General features: G+C 38.1%; 4 protein-coding genes. 3 read left to right on the top strand and 1 reads right to left on the bottom strand.

Going from position 1 to position 4158, the window contains the following annotated elements; genetic code table 11:
- A partial coding sequence (locus tag Q5O30_RS10285; protein WP_302674694.1) for a glycosyltransferase occupies positions 1-259 on the bottom strand: 259 nt, incomplete at its 3' end.
- Positions 260-518: 259 nt separating this feature from the next.
- On the opposite strand from Q5O30_RS10285, the gene iorA reads away from it, so the two are divergent.
- From iorA to Q5O30_RS10270, 3 genes are read left to right on the top strand one after another with little or no spacing between them, the layout of a single operon-like run.
- The gene (iorA, locus tag Q5O30_RS10280) at positions 519-2315 is read left to right on the top strand and encodes an indolepyruvate ferredoxin oxidoreductase subunit alpha (RefSeq protein WP_021953660.1); all 1797 of its coding nucleotides are present in this window, start codon (positions 519-521) and stop codon (positions 2313-2315) included.
- On the top strand, positions 2308-2904 hold the full coding sequence (locus tag Q5O30_RS10275) for an indolepyruvate oxidoreductase subunit beta (protein ID WP_021953659.1): 597 nt from the start codon (positions 2308-2310) through the stop codon (positions 2902-2904). The genes iorA and Q5O30_RS10275 overlap by 8 nt, the downstream gene beginning before the upstream one ends.
- A complete protein-coding gene (locus tag Q5O30_RS10270; protein WP_021953658.1) occupies positions 2891-4135 on the top strand; it encodes a phenylacetate--CoA ligase family protein in 1245 nt (414 codons plus the stop codon). The genes Q5O30_RS10275 and Q5O30_RS10270 overlap by 14 nt, the downstream gene beginning before the upstream one ends.
- Positions 4136-4158 lie beyond the last annotated feature (23 nt).

The raw sequence follows: 4158 nt of genomic DNA, 5'->3' as shown, positions 1-4158 counted from the left end.
CACCCATGGACCTGCCGCTAGTTAACAACCTTACGGAAACACCGTTATTAAGATTGTTTTCTCTAGTGGAAATCCTGCATGCCATATCTAAAACTATATTTTTTGTAGCATCGGTAGAATTATCATCTATAACTAATATTTCAATTGAAAAATCCCCCTCCTGTGTGCAAACGGAGTCTAGAGCCTTTTCAATATATTTCTCTTCATTGTATGCTGGCATAATAACCGAAATCATTGTCATTTTTTTATTTTCTGCCATTTTTCTTTCCTATATTTAATACGAATAATTCTTTTCCTATCTCTTATACCATATTTACACTATGATAACAAGTAAATTTGCATAATAAACCTCTTTAATTATACTGTCTATTGGCAAAAAAGTCATCATAAATTTTATCCGTTGCAAATACCACAATGTTATTGCGTCAAATGTCTCATTGATTTATAATCTTAACTAGTTATATTTTTACATATAAGACTGTAATGCCTTTATTTTTGCAGTCAAAAGGAGATTTTCTATGAAAAAAGATTACTTAATGGGTAACGGTGCCATTGCCCTTGGGGCACTTGCCGCAGGAATAAATCTTGTGTCAGGCTACCCCGGCACACCGTCATCTGAAATACTTGAAACAGTAAGTAAATATAAGCAGGGAGATGTACACGTAGAATGGTCTGTCAATGAAAAGGCAGCCTTAGAACTGGCGGCTTCTGCTTCCTATGCCGGAGCCCGCACTTTAGTTACCATGAAGCAGGTGGGACTAAATGTTGCCTCTGACCCCCTTATGTCTCTTGCATATGTTGGTGTAAAAGGTGGTATGGTTATAGTTTCTGCTGATGATCCAGGTCCAATTTCTTCCCAGACAGAACAGGACACAAGAATGTTTGCATCATTTTGCCGCATTCCTGTTTTTGATCCTTCCTCACCGGAAGAAGCATTTTCAATGATTCAGGATGCCTTTGACTATTCCGAAAAGTATAAAACACCTGTACTTTTCCGCCCTACTACCCGTGTATGTCACGCATATGCGTCTATAGACATTCCTGAAACAACAACGCCTAAATTGTATGATGGCTTTGTAAAAGATTCAAAACGTTGGGTTATTTTTCCAAAGCTTTCATTTATGAATCACGCCATGATTGAAAAAAGGAATCCTCTTATTGGTGACGATTTTTCTACATATTCTAAAAATATTGTTACAGGCAGTGGAAAGAAGGCTGTTTTTACAGGTGGTATAAGTTATGCTTATGCTAAAGAATATCTACAGGATTATCCTGAAGTTAAGCTTTGTAAAATTTCCACTCCTTATCCATTTCCTGAAAAGTTTGTTTTATCATGCCTTGAAGGAGTAGATGAGGTTATATGCCTTGAAGAGCTTAGTCCTTTCATTGAAGCTGAGGTGACTAAATTAATTGGTAAGCACAGGCTTAATATAAAGGTATATGGTAAGGAAAGTGGTCATGTTAAAACCAGTGGAGAAAATTCAGCAGATTATGTGGCTAAGGTTTTAAGTGATTTTCTTAAAATTCCTTCACAGGAAGCAGGAATTTATTTAGGTGATATGCCTGATTTACCTGTCCGTCCTCCTGTTTTATGTGCAGGATGCCCCCACCGTGCCTCATTTTATGCGGTGAAAAAGGCAATGGAAGGTAAGAATGCTTATTTTTGTGGTGATATAGGATGTTATACCTTAGGAAATGCAATGCCTCTTGACATGGTAGACACCTGTCTTTGTATGGGTGCAGGAATTACAATGGCTCAGGGTTTTCACTGGGTAGATAAGGAAGGTACCTGTTTTGCCTTTGTTGGAGATTCCACGTTTTTTGCCTCCGGCATGACTGGTATTGTTAATGCTGTATACAATGAAGCTGACATGATTCTTTGCGTTCTTGACAATTCAACCACAGCCATGACAGGACATCAGCCTCACCCCGGAACCGGAAAAAACATGATGGGTGATATTGTTGATAAGATAAGTATTGAACATATATTAGAAGGCATGGGAGTTAAGAAGATTGTTACGGTTAATCCTCTTGATTTAAATAAATCAGTTGAGGTTATTAAGGACTGTGCCTCTCTTCCGGGTGTAAAAGCCATTATTTTTAAATCACCATGCATTGCACTGTTTAAGCCTGAAAAGAAGCTTTGTATATCCGATAAATGTATTCAGTGTAAGAAATGTATTCGGGAAATCGGTTGTCCTGCAATAAGTACGATAAAGGGAAAGGTTACCATTAACGAAGACCTTTGTACCGGTTGTGGCTTATGTAGTCAGGTATGCCCGGTAAATGCTATTGGAGGTGATTTAGATGAATAAAGATATTTTATTATGTGGTGTAGGCGGTCAGGGAACTGTTCTTGCCTCAAAGCTTATTGCCTCAGCTGCAATGCATTTGGGAAACACCGCCCACTCTGCCGAAACCATTGGTATGGCTCAGCGTGGTGGTTCAGTTACAAGTCATATCAGAATCGGTAACAGAGCATTTTCGCCTCTTATTCCTTTAGGAAAGGCAGATATTATTTTAGCTTTCGAGCCTTCAGAAGCCGTTAGAAATCTTTGTTACTTAAAGCAGGACGGAATTGTTATTGTAAATAGCGTTCCCGTTAAACCTACTACAGAGTCATTAAATGATTCAACTTACGACGGTGTGGAAATGATAGAATATTTAAATAAAAAATGTAAATGCGTTGTGGTTGACGCTGATGAATTATGTAAACCGTTTGGCAGCTCAAAGTTTTTCAATGTAGCTATCTTAGGGGTTGCAGTGGGAACTAATGCCACGGGGCTTAATGCTGATACTATTATGTATGAGATTGAACACAGGGTACCGGAACGTTTTGTAGAAACAAATAAAGCGGCTTTTCTTGCCGGCATAAAGATTGGAGAAAAATATGGAATTAACTAATATTCAATTGGAGCAGGTTGATGCTCAAATTAAACGTCTTTTAAATACAGACAGTTATTATGGAAATATTTATCGGAAAAAGGGAATTGACGGTGTTACTTCTCAGGAAGACTTTGAGAAACTTCCTTTTTCAAGTAAGGATGACTTAAGAAATGCTTATCCTTTAGGCATTCAGGCTGTGCCTGATGAAGATGTTGTAAGAATCCATTCTTCTTCAGGTACTACGGGAAAACCGGTTATTATTCCCTATACAGCCAAAGATGTGGATGATTGGGCAATAATGTTTGCAAGATGCTACGAAACTGCCGGTATCACAAAAAAAGACCGTATTCAGATTACTCCGGGATATGGACTTTGGACAGCAGGTATTGGTTTTCAGGCCGGTTGCGAAAAGCTTGGTGCCATGGCTGTTCCTTTGGGCCCGGGAAATACTGAAAAGCAGTTACAAATGATGATAGATTTGCAGTCAACTGTTATTACCGCCACTTCATCTTATGCCCTTCTTTTAGCCGAAGAAATCAACAGACGTGGTCTTAAGGATAAAATCAACTTAAAAAAAGGTGTATTCGGTTCTGAACGTTGGAGTGACAAAATGAGGGAAACCATTCGTGAAAGCCTTGGTATTGAACTATATGATATTTATGGTCTTACGGAAATTTACGGACCGGGTATTGGTATTACCTGTAAAAACGAATGTGGAATCCATTACTGGGATGATTATGTTTACATAGAAATCATTGACCCAGTTACCGGAAAGCCCGTTCCTGATGGAGAAGAAGGGGAAATTGTTATTACAACCTTGGTTAAAGAAGGAGCTCCTCTTATTCGTTTCCGTACCCATGATATTTCAAGGATTATTCCCGGAACATGTGCCTGCGGAAGTAAATATCCAAGACTTGACATTATTAAAGGGCGAAGTGATGATATGTTTAAGGTTCACGGTGTTAATATGTTTCCTAGTCAGATTGAAGACTTACTTTCAAATGTTGATGGAGTTTCATCTGAATATAATGTTACAATTGCTCATGACGATTCTAAAAATAAAGATATCATGATTGTAACTGTTGAAGCGGAAGGACGTGTTGATTTTGAAAAAACCGGAGCTACCATTAGAGAATTGTTTAAATCCAGAATTGGTGTGACTCCCAAAATCACAGTTGTTCCTGCGGGAACTCTTCCAAGAAGCGAAAAGAAAACAAAACGTGTTATTGATTACAGATATAATAACTAAATATTTATTGAATATAAAAGGGG

Source organism: Eubacterium sp. CAG:161, assembly GCF_000432355.1.
In the GTDB taxonomy this organism is placed as follows: Bacteria; Bacillota; Clostridia; order Lachnospirales; family Lachnospiraceae; genus Eubacterium_G; species Eubacterium_G segne.
Note: the sequence above shows the minus strand (reverse complement) of the source record. Positions and strands in the feature narration are given on the sequence as shown.